At 60.0% G+C, this 19,454-nt stretch carries 25 protein-coding genes; 15 read left to right on the forward strand and 10 right to left on the reverse strand.

The window, feature by feature from the left end; genetic code table 11:
• Positions 1 to 123 precede the first annotated feature (123 nt).
• The 5 genes from GDH07_RS12410 (at position 124) to GDH07_RS12430 (ending at position 3,184) form a co-directional block, all read left to right on the forward strand.
• The gene (locus tag GDH07_RS12410) at positions 124 to 687 is read left to right on the forward strand and encodes a hypothetical protein (protein WP_152897708.1); all 564 of its coding nucleotides are present in this window, start codon (positions 124 to 126) and stop codon (positions 685 to 687) included.
• Positions 684 to 1,073 carry a hypothetical protein gene (locus tag GDH07_RS12415; protein WP_152897709.1) on the forward strand — a complete coding sequence of 130 codons (390 nt, stop codon included), beginning with the start codon at positions 684 to 686 and terminating at the stop codon, positions 1,071 to 1,073. The genes GDH07_RS12410 and GDH07_RS12415 overlap by 4 nt, the downstream gene beginning before the upstream one ends.
• Positions 1,074 to 1,187: 114 nt before the next feature.
• Positions 1,188 to 1,796, forward strand: coding sequence for a hypothetical protein (locus tag GDH07_RS12420; RefSeq protein ID WP_152897710.1), 609 nt, complete (start codon positions 1,188 to 1,190; stop codon positions 1,794 to 1,796).
• A gap of 407 nt (positions 1,797 to 2,203) precedes the next feature.
• Positions 2,204 to 2,767 (forward strand): hypothetical protein, encoded by a 564-nt coding sequence (locus GDH07_RS12425; protein WP_152897711.1) that lies wholly within the window; start codon positions 2,204 to 2,206, stop codon positions 2,765 to 2,767.
• Positions 2,768 to 2,791: 24 nt separating this feature from the next.
• Positions 2,792 to 3,184, forward strand: a complete 393-nt coding sequence (locus GDH07_RS12430) for a hypothetical protein (RefSeq protein WP_053130233.1) — start codon at positions 2,792 to 2,794, stop codon at positions 3,182 to 3,184.
• A gap of 61 nt (positions 3,185 to 3,245) precedes the next feature.
• Here GDH07_RS12430 and GDH07_RS12435 read toward each other — a convergent pair whose 3' ends face one another.
• Positions 3,246 to 3,701, reverse strand: a complete 456-nt coding sequence (locus tag GDH07_RS12435) for a hypothetical protein (protein ID WP_246195946.1) — start codon at positions 3,699 to 3,701, stop codon at positions 3,246 to 3,248.
• Positions 3,702 to 3,964: 263 nt separating this feature from the next.
• Between GDH07_RS12435 and GDH07_RS12440 the strand changes: the two genes are divergently transcribed.
• On the forward strand, positions 3,965 to 4,276 hold the full coding sequence (locus GDH07_RS12440) for a hypothetical protein (protein ID WP_152897712.1): 312 nt from the start codon (positions 3,965 to 3,967) through the stop codon (positions 4,274 to 4,276).
• A 210-nt stretch (positions 4,277 to 4,486) separates the two neighbouring features.
• Here the strand turns inward: GDH07_RS12440 and GDH07_RS12445 are convergent, their stop codons facing one another.
• From GDH07_RS12445 to GDH07_RS12455, 3 genes are all read right to left on the reverse strand, one after another.
• Entirely contained in the window at positions 4,487 to 4,795 is a 309-nt protein-coding gene (locus tag GDH07_RS12445) for a hypothetical protein (RefSeq protein WP_152897713.1), read from the reverse strand.
• 105 nt (positions 4,796 to 4,900) lie between these two features.
• Entirely contained in the window at positions 4,901 to 5,533 is a 633-nt protein-coding gene (locus GDH07_RS12450) for a polysaccharide lyase family 7 protein (RefSeq protein WP_152897714.1), read from the reverse strand.
• Between the two features lie 379 nt (positions 5,534 to 5,912).
• A complete protein-coding gene (locus tag GDH07_RS12455; RefSeq protein WP_152897715.1) occupies positions 5,913 to 6,641 on the reverse strand; it encodes an XRE family transcriptional regulator in 729 nt (242 codons plus the stop codon).
• Positions 6,642 to 6,835: 194 nt separating this feature from the next.
• On the opposite strand from GDH07_RS12455, the gene GDH07_RS12460 reads away from it, so the two are divergent.
• Positions 6,836 to 7,360, forward strand: coding sequence for a GNAT family N-acetyltransferase (locus tag GDH07_RS12460; RefSeq protein ID WP_152897716.1), 525 nt, complete (start codon positions 6,836 to 6,838; stop codon positions 7,358 to 7,360).
• 78 nt (positions 7,361 to 7,438) lie between these two features.
• Here GDH07_RS12460 and GDH07_RS12465 read toward each other — a convergent pair whose 3' ends face one another.
• A complete protein-coding gene (locus tag GDH07_RS12465) occupies positions 7,439 to 7,750 on the reverse strand; it encodes a hypothetical protein (protein WP_152897717.1) in 312 nt (103 codons plus the stop codon).
• Between the two features lie 318 nt (positions 7,751 to 8,068).
• Between GDH07_RS12465 and GDH07_RS12470 the strand changes: the two genes are divergently transcribed.
• Positions 8,069 to 8,542, forward strand: coding sequence for a hypothetical protein (locus GDH07_RS12470; RefSeq protein ID WP_246195947.1), 474 nt, complete (start codon positions 8,069 to 8,071; stop codon positions 8,540 to 8,542).
• 36 nt (positions 8,543 to 8,578) lie between these two features.
• Here the strand turns inward: GDH07_RS12470 and GDH07_RS12475 are convergent, their stop codons facing one another.
• Positions 8,579 to 9,133: a GNAT family N-acetyltransferase gene (locus GDH07_RS12475; RefSeq protein WP_152897719.1), complete on the reverse strand. Its 555-nt coding sequence runs from the start codon at positions 9,131 to 9,133 to the stop codon at positions 8,579 to 8,581.
• Positions 9,134 to 9,362: 229 nt separating this feature from the next.
• Between GDH07_RS12475 and GDH07_RS12480 the strand changes: the two genes are divergently transcribed.
• Complete coding sequence (locus GDH07_RS12480; protein ID WP_218584733.1) at positions 9,363 to 10,088, forward strand: helix-turn-helix domain-containing protein; 726 nt, start codon at positions 9,363 to 9,365, stop codon at positions 10,086 to 10,088.
• 158 nt (positions 10,089 to 10,246) lie between these two features.
• On the forward strand, positions 10,247 to 10,537 hold the full coding sequence (locus GDH07_RS12485) for a hypothetical protein (RefSeq protein ID WP_152897720.1): 291 nt from the start codon (positions 10,247 to 10,249) through the stop codon (positions 10,535 to 10,537).
• Between the two features lie 24 nt (positions 10,538 to 10,561).
• On the opposite strand, the gene GDH07_RS32755 is transcribed toward GDH07_RS12485, so the two are convergent.
• Entirely contained in the window at positions 10,562 to 10,903 is a 342-nt protein-coding gene (locus GDH07_RS32755; RefSeq protein ID WP_343038226.1) for a GyrI-like domain-containing protein, read from the reverse strand.
• Positions 10,803 to 11,591, reverse strand: a complete 789-nt coding sequence (locus GDH07_RS12495; RefSeq protein WP_178124046.1) for a helix-turn-helix domain-containing protein — start codon at positions 11,589 to 11,591, stop codon at positions 10,803 to 10,805. The genes GDH07_RS32755 and GDH07_RS12495 overlap by 101 nt, the downstream gene beginning before the upstream one ends.
• Positions 11,592 to 11,687: 96 nt before the next feature.
• Between GDH07_RS12495 and GDH07_RS32760 the strand changes: the two genes are divergently transcribed.
• Positions 11,688 to 12,875 carry an MFS transporter gene (locus tag GDH07_RS32760; protein WP_152897723.1) on the forward strand — a complete coding sequence of 396 codons (1,188 nt, stop codon included), beginning with the start codon at positions 11,688 to 11,690 and terminating at the stop codon, positions 12,873 to 12,875.
• On the opposite strand, the gene GDH07_RS12505 is transcribed toward GDH07_RS32760, so the two are convergent.
• A complete protein-coding gene (locus tag GDH07_RS12505) occupies positions 12,866 to 13,606 on the reverse strand; it encodes an alpha/beta fold hydrolase (protein WP_152897724.1) in 741 nt (246 codons plus the stop codon). The genes GDH07_RS32760 and GDH07_RS12505 overlap by 10 nt on opposite strands.
• Positions 13,607 to 13,967: 361 nt before the next feature.
• On the opposite strand from GDH07_RS12505, the gene lpxO reads away from it, so the two are divergent.
• From lpxO to GDH07_RS12520, 3 genes are all read left to right on the forward strand, one after another.
• Positions 13,968 to 14,867, forward strand: a complete 900-nt coding sequence (gene lpxO / locus GDH07_RS12510) for a lipid A hydroxylase LpxO (protein ID WP_031319899.1) — start codon at positions 13,968 to 13,970, stop codon at positions 14,865 to 14,867.
• 193 nt (positions 14,868 to 15,060) lie between these two features.
• On the forward strand, positions 15,061 to 15,426 hold the full coding sequence (locus GDH07_RS12515) for a hypothetical protein (RefSeq protein WP_053130209.1): 366 nt from the start codon (positions 15,061 to 15,063) through the stop codon (positions 15,424 to 15,426).
• Positions 15,427 to 15,503: 77 nt separating this feature from the next.
• Entirely contained in the window at positions 15,504 to 16,655 is a 1,152-nt protein-coding gene (locus GDH07_RS12520; protein WP_053130207.1) for a PQQ-dependent sugar dehydrogenase, read from the forward strand.
• 3 nt (positions 16,656 to 16,658) lie between these two features.
• On the opposite strand, the gene rimI is transcribed toward GDH07_RS12520, so the two are convergent.
• Positions 16,659 to 17,771, reverse strand: a complete 1,113-nt coding sequence (rimI, locus tag GDH07_RS12525) for a ribosomal protein S18-alanine N-acetyltransferase (protein ID WP_152897725.1) — start codon at positions 17,769 to 17,771, stop codon at positions 16,659 to 16,661.
• Between the two features lie 94 nt (positions 17,772 to 17,865).
• On the opposite strand from rimI, the gene GDH07_RS12530 reads away from it, so the two are divergent.
• Entirely contained in the window at positions 17,866 to 19,452 is a 1,587-nt protein-coding gene (locus GDH07_RS12530; RefSeq protein ID WP_031319898.1) for a RimK family protein, read from the forward strand.
• Positions 19,453 to 19,454 lie beyond the last annotated feature (2 nt).

A 19,454-nucleotide genomic window follows, 5' to 3' on the forward strand; every position in this document is an offset into this window, starting at 1 on the left:
ACCTTTCGTAAAAAGCCCAAGTGCTACAGGCGTTTGGCTATTAGTACAGGCGTACTAATCGATCTTGACCAATCCCGACTCGTATAGTTTTCGCTGGATTACATAAATCGGGAAAGGACCTCCATGGGTTACAAACTTCCACTTCTCTGCCGATGGCTGGCTGCTTTGGCCATGGTCGGCAGTACCTCGGCCATGGCCGAACATGCCTCGGGCGACTACTGGATCATCTACGGTAAAGGGGAGCGCCTGCATAACGAGGTGTACGTCGCTGATGCTGCCGGCATCGTGCAAAAGCCTGGTGGAGTGCAATCGGCGCAGGTCATGCAGTTGTTCGAAGACCCGGCCTTTCCGACCCTCGCTGCCTATGAAGTGCAGGTCAAATGCAAACAGCGCCAGATCCGCTTGGACAGCGCCCGGGCGATACGTCGTTTCGACGGTGCCGTGAAGGATGTGAAGACCAATATCCACGGCTGGGTCGCACCTAAGGACTATTGGTTACAGCGCACCTTTGCCTTTGTCTGTGCCCCCGACAACCGCGCGCACAATCAGATGTTGCCGATTGGCAAGATGCCGGCGGTGAAGATGGTCGCTACCGTCCAGGCCATGTTCATCCAATTGATCGGCGTCCAGGCCAACAGCCAGGCGGTGCAAGAGCTGGACGATATGCTGGGTAACAGCGCCCGATGAGCACACGCTTTCTGTTATGCCTCAGCCTATTGTTGCCAACCCTGGCCGGCTGCATCCCGACGCTGCCGGAGTTGCTCGCCAGCCGTGAATGGCAGGGGCGCGATGCCAAGCAGGCCATCGACTTCTTCGGTCCGCCCTGGCGCATGGAGCCGTTGCCTGGCGGAGGCGGGGTGCAGTTGGGCTGGTATCGCGACACCACCTATGTGCGTCAGGAGGTGGTTGGCAGCAGTGCGCAGATGCAAGGCAATGTAATGGTCCAGACCAACTACTGGGACGATGTGTCTCACCCGGGTGGTTGCACGATCCTGATGACGGTGGACAAGGCGCGGCATATCAGTGACTTCTCCACCAAGGGCCGTTGCAACGGCGTGAACCTGGCGCCGTAGCCGGCCAGGAGAACAGCCGGTGAAGTTGCTGGCGGGCTTGCCCTGCGACTGCACCGACACAGGTCAAGTACAGGCGCCCAGTGCCTCTGGTCTGCACCCAGTAGTATCGTGGGCATGAGCACCCTCGTCGACTTCTACAGTTCAGGTCTTGGGATGCCAAGAGGCCTTGTGCAGGGCTTCTTACTTCTGGCGTCTGGCTTAGGCTGTTCAGGTGCATTGAGGGTCCATGTTGTCTTAGAATGGCTCTTTCCCGCCCTTCAAAGGAATGATTACGTGGTGAGCAACAACGCCATCTGCTGTCCGCAATGCCAAGGCCAAAACGTCCAGCTTCTGTCCGTCATCCATGCTGCCGGCACCTCTCACATACAAGCGACCCATCAAGTGCAATCCCAATCCGGATTCGGCCCCAGCGTGACCGTCGAAACTACAGGTCGGCATCAGACCGACTTGGCTGCCAGCGTCGGCCCACCCCCGGGTAAGCGCCTGCTTGGCCCAGTGATCCTTACAGGGGTTGGCGCCATCATCTTGTATGACGGTCTCAAACTCATGAACACTTTCTGGGGAGTGGATTGGACGAGGTTCTTCATGGGCGTGATATTGATCACGGTCGGCGTGATCGGCTTCGTCCGTCACTGGAAATTCAACGTCGCGCAGTACGACAAATTGGAAGAATGGCGTCGTACCTGGATGTGTCATGCCTGTGGCACTCGATTCCAGCCATAAACAGCGCAAAAGGGCACCTTCGGGTGCCTTTCTTTTTTGTCTTTCTCAACCAGTCCCCGTCAACTCACTGTTAAAGCATGTTTTGCGTTTGCAGTGATTTATTTCCTGTACGTTCGCCGTATTCGCTGGAACTCATTCAAATGCGGCGCCTAAAGAGTGATACCCAGGCACTTGATCGCCACAAGTGCGGGCCACATCAACGAGCGCATGTTGGGCTTACTTACTGAGAGCCGGTGGATCGACACGTTAGCAAAAAGCCAAGTAGCGATAGTTGCACGGGCTTGTTCCGGGGGTATTTGCAGTATCTGTTTTCGTATAGATAGGACGGATGTGCTAGATAGCCCTTTGCCTTATATTCAGGATGTGAAGCTACCGCCTTCAAAGATAACGGCGAAGGACAGGCCTCCATGATCGCTTTCACAAGGCAACTCTTACCTGCCGTATTACTGTGCAATGCCCTCGCTGCTCAGGCGAGCGATGTACAGATGGGGGACTTTTGGGTAGTTCACTACCAGGGAGGCTTGGGCAAGCATCAGGTGTTCATCGCCGACGGTGACCCCAATAATATCTTCAGTCGTCCGGGTGGCCTGAAATCATTGGGCGTCTATCAACTTTACGAAGAGCCTGGCAAGCCCACTTTTACCGCTTGGGATGTGGAAATCGATTGTGCAAAGAACCGTGTGCGCACCACTGGGGCACAGGATTTCCGCAGCGTATTCAATGAGCTTCGCAACGCAAAGTATTCCGACCAATGGCAGAGCAAGCCTGACACCTGGCTGGCGCAAAGCCGTGACTTCCTATGCAAGCCGGCTGAACGCCAAGTCAAGAAGATGGAGCGCCTGGGTGTAATGCCTGCATCGCAAATGAGCAAGGCAGGGCCACAACTGTTCCAGATACTGAACCGCGAAACCGCCAAGGCGGCCATCATGCAGCAGATAGATGAAGGATTCGCACAGATGTCGGCCAAGTAAAGCGGCCTCCAGGGAGAAGACCTTATGAACCGATTGCTCATCTTGGGCCTGTTGGCCACCTTGCTCAGTGGCTGTGCATCACTGGCGGCCAGCAGTGCCTGGAAAGATCGTCCGGTGGGCGAGTTGATCGACTTCTTCGGTGTGCCAAGACGGATCATGGTGGTGCCGGAGGAAGATTTAGTAGTGCTCAGATATGTACGCGACAGTAGTTATGTCACGCGTGAAGCCGCGGGTACTTATACGGGGCCGCAGAACGGGCAACTTGTACATGCAGAGTACTGGGAAGACGTGCAGCACTCAGGCAGTTGCGAGATCGATGTGTTCGTCAATAGAGCTCGACTGGTGCAAAAGGTGCGGACGAAAGGGCGCTGTGCCGCTGTCGAGATGGCACCGCAAACTCGGTCGGTATCAGGCTAGCGAGTGAGCAGCGTCGATCCCATGAAACGAGGTAGCAAGTGCACGGGCACTCTGCAAACAGTCATGGGCGCGTGTTGGTTGCTGTATCTGGCCCCGTAGGCATGTTAGGGCACTCATCTACCCATCGCGTAACCCTCATGTCATTTAGGTGTTCGCCGATAGTGTCGACACGCAGGCACGTGCCTTTCTTTGAGTAGAACAAGATGCAGCGCGAACTATCTAGGGCGCAGGTGTCGACCTCGAAAAACTTGTGTGCAACCAGCTCCCGTTCCACGCCGCTGTATTCATAAGCATCAGAGGTATGCATCAGTGTCGGCTGCCAACCTTGTTTGACCAACTTAGTCCTGGCCACAACAAAAGACTCACCGCTGGCAATGCCGGCCGGCCCATGTTTTTCGTTCATCGGCTGCAAGCCACCGGCAAACGCTACACTGATATCGATGCAATAAAGTGCGACGAGGGCAAGGATCGATGTCTCGATATCTCTAAGGCTAGGTGTCAACTCAGTGAGCTCCATCACTCCAGTATGCTTACGCGACGGGCAACCCTGATCAACGTCGCCTGCCTCTTCGTCCCTGTGATCTGTTCAGCGTGCGTGGTATCGGTGTCCGCTTTCAAGGCGGGCCGAATTGTTTCGTAACGATGGAGCTATGTGAAGAGCTGCAGCTTGATTGTAACCCTGTATCCCTTATTCTGAAGTGGCAGAAGACCTTGAAGCCGCTGGTGCATGAGCGAGCTGGATTGTCAATTTGACCGAACCACTAGTCACGGATGGCTTTTATGCTTACGAACTTGGGAAATCATGACCTCCAAAAAATTGAAGAACTGTTCCTGCTTGCGGTCGACCACAGGGTGTGTTCGCTTTCAGGTAAGTCCGCTAAAGCTCAAATAAAGAATATGACGGCGAGGCTCAAAGGAGCCAACCTTCTAGCAGACGATAGCCTGATCACCTATTTTGAGGATTTGATTACCGATCCGGAAGTTGAAAATCTGGCTCGCCGCAAGTCAGTATGCAGGGTAGTCAATGCAGCCTATGGCATAGGTACGCAACTGGCTGGAAACGGTGCCTCGCTGGAGATGTACTTGGTTTAACCGGAAAACCGACCTTGGAAAAACCCAGCAGTGCGCTGGGTTTTTTTATGTCTGCAAACTGGTTTCCTGACTTTCTAGGGCTGGAAGTTCAAGTGACCTGTTTGGTCAGGATGAACTTCTCGCCTCGGGAAGTGATAGTACGAGTTAGTACGAATGCTATTGGCAACAGATAAGTTTGACTATTGGTACAGGCATCGCAGTTCGATTCTGTCAGCCCAGATCTGCCTGCAGAATTCGGATCTTGTAGGCTTTCAATAATGCCGATCTTCCCTCGGCCACGGCTTCAGCCAACACACACAGATCCAGGTATCGCTCCTCATCGAATGGCAGGCAAAAGGGTGCGATGTTGTCTCGTAGATCGTGCGCAATGCTTTGTGCGACGCCTCCTGCAAGAGCTTCTTCGATGGCGTCGCGGATGTTCATTTTTATTTGAAGCTTATCTGGTCGATTTTCCGACGTTGCCTGGTAGAGGTCGGTTGCCAACTCCAATAGACGCATGCGGTGCTCTTGGTTATTCAAGTTCTGTTCCTTTGTGGGCCATGGGTGGGCTGCTGGCCCCGGGCCGCAGACAGACATCCGAGCCTGCGGATGTCCTGTACCCGGGGCGTTATGAGGCTGTGGCCGTCAGGCTTGCAGCGCGCCGTTGTATACGTCGAAGGACTCGTAAACCACCCAGCCGCCTTCGGTTGCCGGCCCTTCGTTGTCGATCACATAGGAGCCCGCCTTGAAGTAGAAGGGGTACCTATCCCAGGACTTGCCGACTGGCATGTTGGCGCTGAGGGTATCAAGAGCAATGCTCAGTTCGCCCAGGGCATCGACCTCAACGCTGTAGTCGAACGCCTGGCCCAGCGCGACGGGCTTCTTCAACACAGTCCTGGCCAGGCCTCCCGGTGTGCTACGGGTCTCGATCCGCACGACGCCGTTCCACCAGATGACCATCAGGAACGGATTGGGGGCGTTGAGGGCATGGATCTGCCCGACGATGACCTTGCCACTGGATGGAGCGGCTTCCACGCGGACTCGGCCGCTCATGGCATGCCTGGCACTGCCGCGTGGCCAGTTGAACGAGACAGGGGAGTCAGGGAGAGTCTGGCGGCTCTCGGTGCGCGGCGTCTTGGAGGTCCCCGAGGTGCCGCCCTGGACCGAACACCAATAATTGGTGTGGCCGTTCTGGTCGATCCACAAAAGGTCCTGCGGCGGACGCTCTGGATAGAGGTAGAGGGTGCCGTGGGCGATGATGCTGCCGAAGTTGTTCATGCTGTTCCTTATGGTCCTTGGATATGAAACTCGCAGTTCCTTGCAGGTGCTGCGCTGATGTCGAGCAAGGCATTGGCCAGAAATCCGCGAGCTTTGCGGGACTTCGTTCAATGCCTTGTCTCTCGCTCCCTGAAGATGGCCAGGCCGATCCCGGCTAGCCGCTGACGATCCGAAGTGGCACGTCTTGTTAAAGAGCGATGCAGCCTTCGCTGCTGGGCCGACGGTGAGTCGGCATGGATGGAATATAGGTAAGCCTGTATTTATTGTAAATGGGTATTCCTATATTTTATCGTGCAAAGAAACCCGCCTATGGCGGGCTCACAAGAAGCTGGGGGATGGCGTGGGTCAAGCGCCTGGAGGGATTGCAAAACAGCCGGTATCAGCGCGAGTACATCGCCCACCAGAACACATGGCCCAGGATCGAGATTTGCTGTTCCTGGATCTCGGTGAAGTCATAGTCTTCATCAGGGTGTTCTTCCCGGTTGAAGCTACGCAGGCGCAAACCGCCAGGCAGACGGTAGAGCTGTTTTACTCGCAACTGGCCGTTGTGATCGAGGGCATACATCTCGCCGTCCACCACATCCTTCAGCGCACATCTGCCGCTGTTAACGCCCACCGTGGCGCCATCCCGCAATACCGGGATCATGCTGTTCCCACTCACCGATACGCATCTTGCATCGCCGAGTTGCACGCCGTTCTGGCGCAGATCCTTCTTGAAGAAGCGCAGGTGGGCAGTGGTGCTGGCCTCGATCACGAAACGCCCAGAACCGGCAGCCAGTTCCACCTCATGCAGGAACGGGACGTACATCTCATTGTCACCAAGGGGAGTGTCCTCGTCCCAGGTCTCGATAGCGTCCAGTTCGATCTTCGGTGCCTGCATTGCGGGGCTCTGCCGGTCGGCAACCAGCATCTGACCATCACCTTCGGCCAGCCACATGGCGGATACGCCACAGGCAGAGGCGATCTGCGCCACGAAGGCGGTGGCCTTGGATTTTCCTCGCTCCAGATCGGAGATCGAGGTCTGGGTGATACCCGCCCGCACAGCCAGTTCGGTCTGGTTGAGCTGGGCATGGCGGCGGGCGGTCTTGAGGCGGTCTTTGAGTTCCATGGCGGCAGTATTACGGGGTCTCCCATAATGTGGCAAATCGGTTTTCCTATAATTCGATGGACGGCCTCCCATGGACGGAGGCGGGGAGTTAGCGTAGCGCGTCCGAGTATTCGGATCGCCAGAAGGGCCAGGATGCTAGAGTCCTTGCCAAACCGCTCGGCTGCAGGCCCTGCGAGCACGGGAAGAACTTTTATATGGCGAACAACGCTTCACGGTTGGTGTACCGACTACCACGTCCCGATGACGCGGAGCGGCTTTTCAGTATCTACGGCGACCCACGCACCAATCTGTTCAACCCTGCGGGACCAATGGCCGATTTCGCTCAAGCACAGGCGCTGTTAAGCCGCTGGATCGAACATTGGACACGGCACCAGTACGGTACCTGGGCGATCGCCAGCAGTTGCGCGCCGGAGCACATCCTGGGATTTGGCGGGATTGCTACGCACCATTACCTGGCCGAACAGCGTATCAACCTGGGTTATCGCTTCGCGGTCGAAGCCTGGGGCAGGGGCTATGCCACCCAGTTGGGGCGCGATGCGCTGGAGCATGCGTTCGAACAACTGGGCCTGCCGGAAGTCCATGGGCTGGTCAGGCCCGACCATGGAGCGTCGATCCGAGTGCTGGAGAAGATTGGCATGCAGCTCTGCGGTGAACTGGATGATGTGCCGGGCCAGCCCCCAAGCCTGGTATTCAAGGTGCAGCGCATTGCTCCGGCTTGATCCGCGCGAAGAGCCACAGCGCCTCGATGCATCAACTGCCGAGAGTGGGCGATCGGCGGTGTACAGCCGGGCTTTTCGTCAGGAATGGAACTGCTCGAAGGCTTCAGCCTCGATCTCGCCGTTTCCTGAAATGAGGTTGCCGCCTTCTTCTCGCAGTTGGTAGTCATGCTGTTCGCCGCCAATGGCCGCGGCCCCATCGAGGCCCAGCAGCAGGCTGTAGAACACATCGGTCAGCGCCGTATCCATGGCCTCCCACAGCTTTTGCGATTGTCCTTTACTCAGTTCCAGCGCCCTGAACTGTTGGGCGGCGGCTCCTGTCCCATGGCGGAGCTCCTCCTGGACCAGGCGTTTCTCGGCTTTCCAAAGTGCCACGAATTCTTGTGCATCCATGTGCTCATTCCGCTTTGTGGTTCAGCCGTGAAGTATGCCAGTTCTCTTCAGCGTGTTCGGGGTGGATGCTAACGGCCATCAAAGCGCCATTATTTTTCTCGGTGACTACAGTTCCCCAGGGCATCTTGGGTATGCTGCGCGCCCGTTTTCGCTGCTCATGGAGAGCTTATGTTCGCTCGCAATGCCTTCGCCTTGACCCTGATGTCTGCCTGCCTGCTGGTTTCAGGTTGCGCTGTTCCCCCAGCCTCCGTGACTACCGAGCCTGTGTCGCTCGAGCCTCTGGGCCAACCCTTGCCCCAGAATGCTGCCCGGAGTGCCTTGATCGAGCGGATCATTACCAATGACGCGGTCGTCGTATCCGCGGGCAAGCCGGTACTGGCAGCCGACACCAACAACGACGCACGCATCGCCGCCCTGAGGAAAGCGGATTCGGCGCGGCTGCCTGAGGCCTACTGGACGCTCTACAAACAGAACCTGGAAGCCATGCAATACGACCTCAACCATCAACATGACGCGGCCCGGGACCAGTATGTTGCGGCTTACCGCGACGAATTGAACCGTGTCGACGACGGTGTGCTGCAAAAGCTCGCCAGCGGGTCGCAAGCCCTGGACGACAAGAGCCGGCGCCAGTGGGGCGCGCGCATGGCGCAAAGGACTTCGCAGTACATGATCAAGAGCGATGAGTCCTTTCGCGCGGCCACCAAGGCGCACCTGGATCGCATGGCGCTGATGGATCGCCAGTATGATGTCTGCTCGCGCAAGGCCGATTGCTGGGATGCGCCCGCCAAGTAGTGAGCCTGGACTTCAGCAGCGTCCTCAGTAGGGGAGCTATGGCGAGCTGTGCCGTTGGAGTATCAGCCATTCCTGCCTGCTGATGTGGCTGATGTGTTCGTCCCGGTAGTCGTTCATGAACGGATTGAATTTGCCGCTTTCGCTGTGGTGGTGCTTGAAGCCGCACTTGGCCTGGGCCCGGAACGATTGTTCGTTCCCGGCAAAGTAGCCGCACCACAGGGCGCCAAGATCCAGATCGACAAAAGCGTGGCGCATCAGTTCCCGGACCGCTTCCGGAATCAGTCCCAGGCCCCAGAACGGCACGCCGATCCAGTAGGCGATTTCCGCCTCGTTCCCGGCGATCTCGAAATGACTGTCCTGGCCAATGAGCAATCCCACCAGGCCGATGGCCACATCGTCCTGCTTGCACGTTACTGCGTAGACTTCCGGGCGCGAAAACAGCGTTTGGATGATTTCCAAACTCTGCGCTTCGCTTTCATGCACTGGCCAGCCGGCGATCGGGCCCACTCGCGGGTCGCTGGCGTACCGGTAGAGGCTGGACGCGTCGCTGGGTCGCCAGGGCCGCAGGACAAGGCGTTGGGTGTTCAACATGACGTGTTTTCCTGATGTTTGTGGAGCAAAATAACCAGCGCAATTGTGGAAAACCGCCAGGGCAGGGGCAATGTATGGATCGGGGCAAAAAAAGTAATTTTCAAAACAAAGGGCATGCTTGGAGGGCTGGGCAGCAGTGTTGGACCTGACGGAGAGTGGTGCCGAGGATTTCTTCATTGGTTGTTGCCGGTTCGACGGGGACCAGGGGCACCCCCTGGCCTTGGCCTACGTGGTGGTGCTGGTGTGCCAGCAGGGCAGCGCCGAACTGGAGGTGAACTTCCAGCCGTACAAGGTGATGGAAAACGACTTTCTGGTTCTCGCCGAGGATTCGATCGCCTGGTTCAGGCGCAGGTCCGATGACTTTGCCTGTCGTTGCTATCTACTGAACCGTGCCATCGCGGCAGAGGTGGCCGCGGCGCTGCCCAACAGCCTGTTCGCCTTCTTGAATCGTTCGCCGTTGCTGTGCGCCAACCGGCAATTTCAGGCCTTCTTGCAGGCCTGGGAGAACCAGGCGTCGATCATCCAGGAACAGGGCGCGGACTATCGGCGAACGATGCTGGTCAATCATTTCCAGAACCTGTTCTTGTGGTTATGCGCGAGCGTCGACCTGCAGAGCGTGACCAGGAACGACTTCAGCAGGCCGGAAGCGCTCTGCTGGCGATTCTGGGAGCTGATCGCGGTGCACTGTGGGCAGCAACGAGAGGTGGCGTTCTATGCAGACCTGCTGCATGTGACCCCCTATTACCTGGCACAACTGTCGCGCAAGTATTTCAACGATACGCCCAAGACACTGATCGACAGGCAGGTGGTGCTGGAGATCAAGAAGCAGTTGGCCCAACCACGCAAGGCGGTGCAGCGGATCGCCGAAGAGCTGAATTTTGCCGATGCGTCCTATCTCGGCAAATACTTCAAGCGCCACACCGGCCTGGGTTTGAGCCAGTACCGCAGAGGCTGAGCGAGCCTTGGCGGTTGTCTGCGGCAGGCTCATTTGGCATCATGCGGCCCTCATTCCTGGCCTGATCCTCCACCCCTCTCAATTGGGGATCAGGTCGAGGAATGACCTGAACCTGGCGGCTCGGCCAGGGTTTCTTGCATGGAACAGCTGGTTTTGCGATGGATATGCAGCACGAACACCCCTCTCGTGTCGAACGCCCTTCACCAATCAAACGCAGCAAATGGCCATGGCGTGTCCTGTTCTTCGGCACCTGGCTGATTGCCGCTTTTCTCTTCCTGGTCCTGCTGGGCCTGGGTATCGCTGCGGTGGTTGCAGGTTTCGCCCCGGATCTGGACTGGCAGTGGCGCTGCCTGGCCTTTATCGCGGGCGCAGCGATCATCCTGGTGTGCCTGGCGATGCTCAAGGCCGCCTTTCTCGAGCGATCCTCCGCTCCATCATGTAGAGCATGAGCAGGCTATGCATTTGCACCGGCTCTAGAACAAGGCGGCATAGGGGAATAGGGCGTAACGGCCACCCTGTGGGACGTGCGTATCCAGCTGGCCACCGGCAGCAAAATGCGCGGGCACTTCGACACAAGCACCATGGCGGCACTTGTTGGCTGGCGTGAGGGTGGGATCGTCATGACCTATGCCGCAACAGGTTTGCTCATCGAGGCCATTCGAGTGCATCCATGCCTTGGGCTTCTGCATTGCCCAGGCAGGCCTGGGGCTTTCACTAGACGCTCTTGAAGTAACGCGCGGGAGTGGTACCGAACAGCCCCTTGAAGGCCGCGACGAAACTCGAGGATGACTCGTATCCCACTTCCAGGGCGACATTGGTCACGCTTTCGCCATAGGCCAGGTGCTCCATGGCGGTGAGCAGGCGCTGGCGCTGGCGCCAACTGCCGAAGGACATGCCTGCCTCGTGGCTGAACAGCCGTTCGATGGTCCGCGCGCTGGCTCCCACTCGCCTGGCCAGGCTCTCCAGGGGCTCGCGGTTCGCCGGTTCGCTGCGCAATATCCTTGCCAGGCGCACGGCCCTTGGGTCCGTGGGGAAGGGCAGGTCCACCGGGGAGCGGTCCAGGCTCGTGACCTGGTCGATCAGCACGCGGGCCAAGCGAGCTTCGGGTGTATGTTCGGCATAGTTCCAGGGGAACCCTGCACAGGCGGTCATCACCTCACGCATCAGCGGCGTGATGCCCATCACCAGGCAATAGCCCTCCCTGGGCATGTCGTAGGCATCCGGGTCGATGTACAACACTCGGGTGTGGGTGGGGCGCTTGACCAGGGTCGCATGTTCGGTGCCGGAGCTGATCCAGATCGCCCGGGTGGCGGGCAATACCCATTCGCCCAGGTTGGTGGTGACATGGATGACGCCATTGGCGGCGCACATCAATTGGTGGCGCTTGTGCCGGTGCGGTGGCAGGTCCTCCGGGAACCATTGCTCCAGGCGCCCGACTATGGGGGCGTAGGCCTTGTCCGGATCAGGGTCGCGCAGGTCGGTATCGTGGCGGGTTATCGACATAACTTGGCATAGTACAGATAAATCACAGGCCGCGCTCCTTGTAATGTTAATGCATCTCAATATCAAAGATGCATATCGCAATTCCGAGGAACGCTCGTGTCGCAGATCCAAGCACATTCAGCCGCGCAACTGGCCCAAGAGGGCGGGCAAGCTCCTGCCCTGGGCGCTCCCAAGCGCTCCACTCACCTGTCTTTCTTCATGGCCGGGTTCGCATTGTCTTCATGGGCACCCCTGGTGCCTTTCGCCCAGGCGCGCCTTGGCGCAGATCCAGCGACCCTCGGTGCGTTGCTGCTTTGCCTGGGGCTGGGGGCGATCACTGGCATGCCCGGTGCCGGCGCGCTGGCGGGACGCCTGGGGTGCCGGGCGCTGATCCTGGCCGGCGGGATCGGTCTGGTGGTCGCCTTGCCGCTGCTGGCCATCGTTGCTACGCCCATGGCCCTGGGCCTGTGCCTGTTGTTGTTCGGTGCGTCCATCGGGGCTATCGACGTGGTGGCCAACATCCACGGGACCCAGGTGCAGAAGATCGCCAATGTCCCGCTGATGTCGTTGTTCCACGGCCTCTACAGTATTGGCGGCCTGTTGGGGGCCGTGGCGGTGACGGCTGCGATCGCCGCCGGGGCCAGCCCGGCCCTGGCAGCCAGCTTGGCTGCCCTGGTCATCGCCTGTTGCCTGGTCGTGGCTGTTCCGGGCTTCCTGGTCAGTGAGACTGGCGAGAAGGCTCCATTGCTGGTCTTGCCCAAGGGGATAGTGCTGGTACTGGGGCTCCTGGCCATGGTGATCTTCCTGGCCGAGGGCGCCATGCTCGATTGGAGTGCTTTACTGCTGGCCCAGGACAAAGGACTGGATGTCGGGCTCGCCGGCGCCGGTTACTCCTTGTTCGCTTGCGCGATGACCCTGATCCGCCTGGTTGGCGACCGGATCGTCGCTCGCATAGGGGAGCGTTCGATGCTGCTGGCGGGCTTCCTGATCACCGCCGCCGGGCTGGGGCTGGCTGCTTGGGCCAGTAACCTGATGGTGGTATTCGCCTGTATCGCCATCGCCGGGCTCGCGGCAGGAAATGTGGTGCCGGTGCTGTTTTCCCTGGCTGGTCGCCAGCAAGTGATGCCTGCGCCCCATGCGATCGCGGCCGCCAGCATGCTGGGTTATCTCGGGGTCCTGCTGGGCCCGGCCCTGGTAGGTTATGCCGCCCACGCGGTGGGCCTGGTCCGGTCCTTCCATGGCATCTGCATCCTGGTGGTGCTGGCCGCCTGCGCCATTCCCTGGACCATTCGCGGTCAGCGGTGAACCAGTGCCGGCTCTTGGTACTGGAGGCCTGGCAGCGCCTGGATGAAATGCCGCAGATGCTGCGCGGCCTCTGCCGGCGCCGCCTGGAGCAGGCAGTGGGGGCCGTCGATCTCGATCACCTGGGTATCTGGGCGCAGCTGCAGGACCAAGGCTACCGCCGTTGCCGGCACCAGTCGATCCTGGCGGGCGCGCAGGTACATGAGTGGCAACTGCGATGCGGCCAATGCCGCGCTGCAGTCCACATCACGCACGGCCAGCAGGCGTGCCCGCAGCACCGATGACGCTACCTGGGCTATGGCCCCAGCCAGGGCTGTACGCAGTCCCGGGGTGGAAAACCTGCCCAGCAGCAGGGCAGCCATGGGCCACGACGGCAAATGATGCAGGGATACGAGCTTGAGCAGCCCCATCAGGGGACTCAAGGCGGGGCGCGGGTTGCGTACGAAACTGGCGCACAGCACCAATCCCAGCAGGCCAGGTGGCTTGCGTGCGGCAAGGGCCACCGCCACCGGGCCGGAGAAGGACTCTCCCAGGAGCACGAATGGCCGATCCTTGGGCAACTGCTCCCAGACCCGTTCTTGCAGGGCGGGATAATCCAGCGGCAGGTTGGCGGGATAGTCCAGCACCTGCACTGGCACGTCAGGGCCCAGGGTCTTGAGCAGTGGTTCGAACAGGCGGCCGGTGCCGTCCATTCCGGGCAGCAGTACCAGCGTCGGGAAGCGTGTCGGGAGCATGGTTCGGGCGATCCTTGCCAGGTGAGGGCGGTTGGTGGCGCGCAGCATACGCTGTCCCATGCCACGCACACAGCCGTCGCGAGCCGTCAGGACGCAAAGTGGCTGTCCGTTGAGCTACGTCAATACCTGCCGCAATTAAAGCAGCGCGACCACAAAGCCTCCGCAGCTTTTCACAAATTTGGATTAACCCTTGGTTACAAACTGTGGCTAAAATGCCTGCCGACGGCCAGATGCCGAGAGCCGGACTGGTGACGGAGAGTATCGCCAGTCACGCTTTTTCAATTCAGACGCTGCCATTTGCCTCCGGCCCAGCGGGTTTGTGGAGGCGCAGCATGTTCCCTTCTGACGTGTGACGATTTCCGTGAAACTCATCATTGCCGCTGTATACGTTCTATCCATTGCATACGTACACCTGCGGGGGCGAGTGCGCCACAAACTGGGTCGCCAGCTCAGTGACCACTCCACCTTCCTGGCGCCGATCAACTGCTTCCTCTACCTGTTCTCCAAACATCCGAACCGGCCGTACCTGGACCCGGCGGACTTCCCGGAAATGGAAAAGCTCAAGGAGCACTGGGAAGAGATCCGTGCCGAGGGGCAGAACCTGCTGCAGGCCGGCGAGATCAAGCGCTCCGACCAGTACAACGACGTGGGTTTCAACTCGTTCTTCAAGACCGGCTGGAAGCGTTTCTATCTCAAGTGGTACGGCGACAGCCATCCTTCGGCGATGAAGCTGTGCCCGCGGACCACCGAGCTGGTACAGAGCATCGGCTCGATCAAGGCCGCGATGTTCGCCGAGCTGCCCCCAGGCTCGAAGCTGGTTCGCCATCGCGATCCCTATGCCGGTTCCTACCGCTACCACCTGGGGCTGTCCACGCCCAATAGCGAAGGCTGCTACATCGAGGTCGATGGCGAGCGCTACCACTGGCGCGATGGCGAAGCGGTGATGTTCGACGAGACCTATATCCACTATGCGGAAAACACCACCGAGCAAAACCGCATCATCCTGTTCTGCGACGTCGAGCGGCCGATGAAATACCGCTGGGCCGCAGCGTTCAATGGCTGGTTCAGCCGCACCGTGATGTCGGCGGCCGGCTCGCCCAACGATGCAGGCGACAAGACTGGTGGCCTGAACCGGGCCTTCAACCGGCTGTACAAGATCCGCCTGCGGGGCAAAGAACTGAAAAAACGCAATCGCGCGCGCTACTACCTGGAAAAGTGGGCGATCTTCGCCGCGCTGCTGTTGCTGTTCATCTATATCTGATTACCCCGCCACCTGTGAACTCTTCAGTGGCCAGCCTTGCACCGGCCCTGAAGAGTCCCGCCAATCCCGCTGCCCGCATCCTCCCGTGGACACCGGGCGTTACATCTCCCTCAAGATTATTTGATTAACAAAGCCGAACCCCGGGCGTAGCGTGGAATCGAATCCGATACCTTCGCTCCCGAGGAGATCTGTCATGAACAGTCCGGCTCGCGGCCTTGCCGCATTCCTTGTCCTGGCCTGGGCCGCCGGTACCGCCTGGGCCGCCCCGGAGCCATCCGGCCAGGTGGTGGGCACCTGGCACCTGGCGCAAAACCTGCCCAACAGCGGCAATAACGATCCCTACAGCAACCCGATTCGTCGGGCCAATCCCAACAGCATGCAAGGCACCCAGCCCGCCAACCCTCCAGTGCGCGGCCCCGGGACTGTGCCCTCGAGCCCAGCCCCCACCCTGGAGAACGGTGGGATCGGCAACGGCTATCCTCGTGGTGGGGTACAACGGCCCAACCCCGATCCACGCTTGCCGGCCCCCAGCTACGACGCCAACGGCAACCGGCGCTGAAACGCCCACGGCCGTGCCAGGGAGTGCTGTACCAGCGGCCAGCAGGGAAGCCTCTCGATCCATATAAGGAAACCAGTATGTTGCGTAGAAGCCTGTTCACCACCCTGTGCACCAGCGTCCTGCTGGCTAGCGCCACACCGGCCCTGGCCGTCGAGAAGCAGACATTCGCCAGTGAGCTCGGCACCTTGAGCCTGGCCCCGGTGGTGCAAGGCCTGGACCATCCCTGGGCCCTGGCGTTCCTGCCGGATGGCCAGGGCATGCTGGTCACCGAACGGCCGGGCAACCTGCGCCTGGTGAGCCCCGACGGCAAGCTCTCTGCGCCCTTGAGTGGCGTACCGAAGGTGTGGGCCCAAGGCCAGGGCGGCTTGCTGGATGTGGCGTTGTCGCCGGATTTTGCCCAGGACCGCCTGGTCTACCTGTCTTACGCCGAAGGTGGCGGCCAGGGCGACACTGCCGGCACCGCAGTGGGCCGTGGCCGACTGGCCGAGGATGGCAGTGGGCTCAAGGACTTCCAGGTGATCTTCCGCCAGGAACCGAAGCTCTCCACCGGCAACCATTTCGGCTCGCGGCTGGTGTTCGACCGCGACGGCTATCTGTTCATCACCTTGGGAGAGAACAACGTGCGGCCCACCGCCCAGGACCTGGACAAGCTCCAGGGCAAGGTCGTGCGCCTGTACGCCGATGGCCGGGTCCCAGAGGACAATCCCTTCGTTGGCCAGGCCGGTGTGCGTCCGGAAATCTGGAGCTACGGCCAACGCAATCCCCAGGGAGCGGCACTCAACCCCTGGAGCGGGACGCTGTGGGAAGGCGAGCATGGCCCCAAAGGCGGTGACGAGCTGAACATCATTGAGCGGGGCAAGAACTATGGCTGGCCCCTGGCGACCCATGGCATCGACTATTCGGGCCAGCCGATCCCCGAATCTGGCGGGCAGACCGCCCCAGGCACGGTGGCGCCGCAGCATGTCTGGGAAAAGTCGCCAGGCATCAGTGGCTTGGCGTTCTACGCCGCTGATCGCTTCAAGCCCTGGCAACATAGTGCCTTCATTGGTGCCCTGAGCAGCCAGCAACTGATCCGCCTGCAGTTCGATGGCGATCGCGTTGTGCATGAAGAGCGTTTGCTGGGCGAGCTCAAGGCGCGTATCCGCGACGTGCGCCAAGGCCCCGACGGTTATCTGTACGTCCTCACCGACGAAGACCAGGGCGCCCTGTACCGACTCGGCCTGGAGTAAGCCTCAGGCACCTTGCGCGGGCTGACGTGAATAGAGGACCACGGCGGCCCGCAGCTTGCTGCTGCCGAAGCTGCACATCTTGTCGAACTCTCGGTGGCTCACCGGCAGATGCTGGCAATCCATGGCCTGGCGATGCTGGCTATGGTCGACATCGGGGTCGTGCAGGTAGACGAAGTCCTGGTCGCAGTCGGTGACCATCACCCAATGGGGCGCCTTGGAGCGGGTCAGTCGATAGCTGCTGATCAGCACCAATGGCTGGCCGCCGTCGTCCAGCAGGCGCGGCAGCTCCAGCGGTCCGCCGAGCACCTGCTGTACGTCGCTGGCATCCAATGCCTTGCAGAACTCGTCGTGGACCAGGCGCATGACGTCTTTTTTATGCTCGTCGCGTACGCCGTTGAGGAACAGCGGTCCGGCGCTGTTGACCTGCAAGCGTACGCCAAAGCCCCGGCGCCAGGCCGCCAGGGCCAGACCCTGGGGGCTGCAGCCACCGTGGCCGGCGGTCATGAAGACCGTGGTCGCCTCGCGCCAGATCTGCAGTTCCTCCCGGCGCTCCAGCAGTCGGCTCGGTTGCAACGCGGCCATGGCCATCAGCAGGCAGGCCGGGCCGCAGGTGAAGTCGGTGGTCTGCTGGTAGTAGGGCACACGGATACTGCGGGTCTCACGATGCTCGCGGATGCGTTTTTCCAGGCGCAGGGCGTCGGCATGGTCCTCGTAGTAGTCGTGGAGCCTGGCGAAGCGTCGATAGCCGCGGCGCTCGTAGAGGGCGATGGCCGTGGGGTTGTCGCTGCGCACCTCCAGGCGCAGGTAGGCGCAGTCGTGGGCCAGGGCGCAGTCCTCGATGCGTTGCAGCAGGCGCTTGCCCAGGCCCAGCCCCCGGGCATCGGCAGCGATGGCGATGGAGTACAGGCGCGCCAGGGAGGTGCCGCGGTGAAACAGCACCAGGGCGTAACCCAGCAACCGCTCCTGGTGCTGGGCCACCAGCAACTGCCCGTGGGCGCGGCTGATCATCCATTGGAAGCTGCGCGGGGTCAGGCGGTCGCTGGTGAAACATTGCTGTTCCAGCTCCACCAGGGCCGCCAGGTCGTCGGGGGTTGCAGTGCGAAAGACAAGATCCATATGACCGCCGTAAAAGTTGCGTAATGAAACGAGACTTCAAAAAAAGTTCGTGCTTAATAGAAAGGGTCAGGTTTCTTCAGCGAGATCGAACTTTATGTCAGCGGTACAAAATCATTGGCCAGAAGTATCCGGGCAAAGTTTGCCGGCGGCAATCACTTCGACAAGTTATTTGTCGGCAATCGATAAAGTTTCCAGCCAAGTCATTATCATTGTCGAGCGCAAGGAAGACTGGGCCTCGTATTTCCCCAGTGAAGATATCCTCACCGCCCAGGAGTACCTGGAGCACAGCTGCGAAAGCGCCCCGGGCAAGCGGGTCCAGGTCATCAACCTGTGCCGCAGCTACAAGTACCTGGGGCATGGCTACTACTGCTCGCTCCTGGCCGAGGCCCGTGGCCACCGGGTCATCCCCTCGGTTCGGACCATCAGCGAACTGACCCGCAAAGCCCTCTACGGCCTGGCGCTGGACGATCTGGACAAGACCCTGGAAAAGGCCTTGAGCCATCATCTCTACAGCGATACCGAAGGCTTTACCCTGACTCTTTATTTCGGCCGGACCCATATAGAGCCCCTGCAGGAGTTGGCGCGTCAGATATTCGAGTTGTTTCCATGTCCAATCTTGTTAGTTGACTTCAAACGAACTAACAGCTGGCATATCGAGGGTGTGAAGTGCGGCGCCCTGCATAAGTTGCGAGAAGACCAGGAAGATCAGTTCGCCAACTCCCTGGACAGTTTCAGTCGCAAGGTCTGGCGTGTTCCGCGCTCCCGGCGCCTGGCCCGTTATGACCTGGCGATCCTCCATGATCCCCAGGAAGCCTTGCCGCCTTCCAATGCCCGGGCGCTGGAGAATTTCATTCGCGTCGGCAAGGGGCTGGGGATCGATGTGGAGCTGATCGAGAAGAAGGACTACACGCGCCTGGCCGAATACGACGCCTTGTTGATCCGTGAAACCACCAGTGTCGACAACCATACCTACCGCTTCGCCAAGAAGGCCGAGAGCGAGGGGCTGGTGGTGATGGACGATCCGGCTTCGATCCTGCGCTGCACCAACAAGGTCTACCTCAGCGACCTGCTCAAGGGCCATCAACTGGGAATGCCGGCTACCGAGATCCTGTACAAGGAGCGACCGCAGGACTTCGAGCGGGTGGGCGAGCGCCTGGGCTTTCCCCTGGTGCTGAAGATTCCCGACGGGTGTTTCTCCCGGGGGGTGATCAAGGTCGAGAGCCAGCAGGCGCTGCTGGAAGCCACCGCCGAGCTGTTCGAGCATTCGGTCCTGTTGCTGGCCCAGGAGTTCTTCTACACCGAGTACGACTGGCGCATCGGTGTACTCAACCGCAAACCGATCTTCGCCTGCCAGTACTTCATGTCCAAGGGCCATTGGCAGATCTACAACCACAAGGCCAAGGGCAAGGACATCAACGGCGAATGCCGGACCCTGGCGATCCACGAGGCGCCACGGGCCGTGGTGGAGCTGGCGGTCAAGACCGCCAACCTGATTGGCGACGGCCTCTACGGGGTCGACCTCAAGCAGGCCGGCGACAAGGTGGTGGTGATCGAAGTCAACGACAACCCCAATCTCGACGCCGGCATCGAGGATGCCTACCTGCAGGACGACCTGTATTGCCTGGTGCTGGAGGAGTTCGTCCGCCGCCTCGAACTCAAGCGGCGTGGCCAGGCCTGGTGAGG

It is taken from the genome of Pseudomonas piscis (assembly GCF_009380155.1).
Lineage (GTDB): Bacteria > Pseudomonadota > Gammaproteobacteria > Pseudomonadales > Pseudomonadaceae > Aquipseudomonas > Aquipseudomonas piscis.